This window comes from Pseudomonas sp. P5_A2_2, assembly GCF_054177685.1.
Map to the genome: position 1 here is coordinate 1 of NZ_JBGCUL010000840.1, position 1,965 is coordinate 1,965.

The following is a 1,965-nucleotide window of genomic DNA, read 5'->3' on the forward strand; positions in this document are numbered from 1 at the left end:
GATCTACATCGTCAAAGTGCCGTACTGCCTGCGGGTCAGTGACGAAGTGAAGATCTACGACAAGCTGCTGTTCAACAGCTCGCTGGCCAAGGCTCATTGCGCGCCGGATACCCTGAAGATGCTGGCCCAGTTCACCGTGCTCTCGCGCCTCAAGGAGCCGGAAAACTCCAACATCTACTCGAAGATGCGCGTGTACGACGGCGAGAACCTCAAGGACACCGATCCGAAAGCCAAGTCGATCCAGGAATACCGCGACAACGCCGGTGTCGACGAAGGCATGAACGGTCTTTCCACCCGTTTCGCGTTCAAGATCCTGTCGAAGGTGTTCAACTTCGATCCGCACGAAATTGCCGCCAACCCGGTGCATTTGCTCTACGTGCTGGAACAACAGATCGAGCAGGAACAGTTCCAGGCGGAGACCCGCGAACGCTATCTGCGCTTCCTCAAGGAGTACCTGGCACCGCGCTATATCGAATTCATCGGCAAGGAGATCCAGACCGCCTACCTCGAGTCCTACAGCGAGTACGGCCAGAACATCTTCGATCGCTATGTGCTGTACGCCGACTTCTGGATCCAGGACCAGGAATACCGCGACCCGGAAACCGGCGAGATCCTCAACCGCGTAGCGTTGAACGAAGAACTGGAGAAAATCGAGAAACCGGCCGGCATCAGCAATCCGAAGGATTTCCGCAACGAAATCGTCAACTTCGTCCTGCGTGCCCGGGCCAACAACAACGGCAAGAACCCGACCTGGCTCAGCTACGAAAAACTGCGGGTGGTCATCGAGAAGAAAATGTTCTCCAACACCGAGGACCTGCTGCCAGTCATCAGCTTCAATGCCAAGGCCAGCAAAGAGGACCAGCAAAAACACAACGACTTCGTCACACGGATGGTCGAGCGCGGTTACACCGACAAACAGGTACGACTGCTGTCCGAGTGGTACCTGCGAGTCAGAAAATCACAATAACCCGCTGCCGGTCAGACCGGTTGTCGTCAGCCAGAGACCTGTGTGGGCTTTTCTGTTACACAGGCCTCTGGGAGGTGTTCGAAAGTCGGTAGCGAGTTCAGGCAGCATCCAAAGCGCTTGGGGGAGCGTTCAATATCCCTCGGCTCTCGGTTCGATGCTGTATCACCGCTCGCCCCTTTCAGGACAGCTTCTAAGGAGCAGTCATGAGCTATGTGATCGACCGACGTCTCAATGGCAAGAACAAGAGCACGGTGAACCGTCAGCGGTTTCTGCGGCGTTACCGTGACCACATCAAAAAGGCTGTCGAAGAGGCGGTCAGCCGGCGCTCCATTACCGATATGGAACACGGCGAACAAATCAGCATTCCCGGCCGCGACATCGACGAGCCGGTGCTTCACCACGGTCGCGGCGGCAAGCAGACGGTCGTGCACCCGGGCAACAAGGAATTCACCAGTGGCGAACATATCGCCCGGCCACCGGGAGGCGGTGGCGGTCGAGGCCCCGGCAAGGCCGGCAATTCCGGTGAAGGGATGGACGAATTCGTCTTTCAGATCACCCAGGAAGAGTTCCTCGAATTCATGTTCGAGGATCTCGAACTGCCCAACCTGGTCAAGCGCAACCTGACCGGCACCGATACCTTCAAGACCGTGCGGGCCGGGATCAGTAACGAGGGCAACCCGTCGCGGATCAACATCATCCGTACCCTGCGTTCAGCCCACGCCCGGCGAATCGCCCTGTCCGGCAGCAGCCGGGCGAAACTGCGCGAAGCCAAGGAAGAACTTCTGCGAATCAAGCTGGAAGAACCAGATAATTTCGGCGATATTCAGGAAATAGAAGCTGAAATCGAAAAACTCAGCGCGCGCATTCACCGCATACCGTTTCTCGACACATTCGACCTCAAGTACAACCTGCTCATCAAGCAACCCAACCCCAGCTCCAAGGCCGTGATGTTCTGCCTGATGGACGTGTCCGGCTCGATGACCCAGGCGACCAAGGAC

At 57.1% G+C, this 1,965-nt stretch carries 2 protein-coding genes; both read left to right on the forward strand.

The window, feature by feature from the left end; genetic code table 11:
* On the forward strand, positions 1-967 hold a 967-nt coding region (locus tag ACXRVY_RS26365; protein ID WP_458238661.1), incomplete at its 5' end, for a PrkA family serine protein kinase.
* A gap of 203 nt (positions 968-1,170) precedes the next feature.
* On the forward strand, positions 1,171-1,965 hold a 795-nt coding region (locus ACXRVY_RS26370), incomplete at its 3' end, for a YeaH/YhbH family protein (protein WP_458238662.1).